Annotated in this window: 1 protein-coding gene; it reads left to right on the top strand. The window is 65.7% G+C overall.

The features are described from left to right. Nucleotides 1–65: 65 nt before the first annotated feature. Nucleotides 66–1,628, top strand: a 1,563-nt coding sequence (locus MJ797_RS26635) for a hypothetical protein (RefSeq protein WP_239342491.1), incomplete at its 3' end; no start/stop codon positions are given.

The following is a 1,628-nucleotide window of genomic DNA, read 5'->3' on the forward strand; positions in this document are numbered from 1 at the left end:
CCGTTGTAATGCCGCTGATCGGCGGCGGTTGGCCGGTGGCCTTCCGTCCCGGACCGGAGCTGATGATGACGCTACCCCGCACCGTTGCCGATGTCCTGGCCGCTCACGTGACATTTGAGGTGGGGTGCATCGACCGGATGTATCTCAACGTGTACGTGCCTCAGCTCCAGTACGCCCAGGGGATCGTGGGCTACGTGCGCCGTCAACTCGGGCTGCCGGTGGCCTCGACGGCTCCGCTCGCCTCGATCACCGAACGGTTCGTCACCGGCATCCGCCGGTTCGCCGCCGACCATGAGATCCCGGTCGTCGACTTCGTCAAGGGTCAGCGAAAAGACGATGTGATGCACCAGCACCTGGCGCGGTTCGACAGAACCGAGGGAGTGGTGTTCATCGGCCGGGCGCAGGAGAAGACTCCTCTGTTCCGGACCGAGAAGCGCCGCGACGACCAGGGCCGCACCTACCCGTGGATCGTGAAGACCACCGGGATGGTCAACCACTTCTACGTCTACTGCGTAGACGAGGACTTCGGCCCGTTTTTCCTGAAGTTCTGCTCGTACTTCCCCTACAACGCCAAGCTGTGCCTGAACGGCAACCACTGGGCGCAGCGGCAGGCGGCCAAGGCCGGGATCGGCTTCGTCCCGATGGACAACGCGTTCGCCGCGGTTGACGACCCGGACGGCCTTCAGGCGATCTGCGACCGGCTCGGCCCGGATCAGATCGACGCGCTGCTGCGTAAGTGGCTGGCGATCCTGCCGCACCCGTTCACCGCCGATGACCGGGCTGCTGGCTACCGCTATGACATCTCCATTCTGCAGGCAGAGTTCAGCCTGACCCAGATGCTGGACCGGCCGGTGAGCGGGAGGGTGTTCTTCGAACATGTCATCCGCGACAACCTCGACGCCGGCCGCCCGGACCAGGTCAGCCTGGTCTTCGACCGACGGCTCATGCGCCGCGGACCGCGCACGACCCCGGGCCGCTTCCGCACCCGGGTAATCACCGATGGTGTCACCCCGAGCTTGCACGTGGACTACAAGCACACCACGATCAAGCAATATCACAAGGAAGGCCGAGCCTTACGGACCGAGACCACCATCAACGACACCCGCGACTTCGAGATCGGCAAACGGCTGACTAACCTGCCCGCATTGCGGGAGGTCGGCTTCTCCGCCAACCGGCGCCTGCTGCGCCTCCAACGACTCAGCCATGACCCGATCACCGGAGCCGACACGCTCACCGCTGTCACCGGGCCCACCGTCACCGACAGCGGCACCCGCATCCCCGGACTGCGTCTGGGCTGTCCGCGCAGCCACGCCCTGCTCACCGCGCTGCTGATCTTTCGGCTGCTGCCCCGGGGGTTCACCAACCGCCGACTACGTGATCATGTTGCTCACCTGCGCGGGCTCACCGATCTCCGGACCGGCCAGATGAGCTACGACCTGCGTCGGTTACGCAGCCACGGTCTGATCGAACGCATCCCACGAACGCACCGCTACCGCGTCACCGACCTCGGGCTGCACACCGCGATGCTGCTTACTCGCGTGCACGACCGCGTCCTACCCACCGGCCTCGCCCAACTCGCCAGCGACGACACACCCAACAAGCTGCGCTCCGCTGCCACGGCCTACCAA

Source organism: Protofrankia sp. CiP3, from assembly GCF_917627345.1.
Lineage (GTDB): Bacteria > Actinomycetota > Actinomycetes > Frankiales > Frankiaceae > Protofrankia.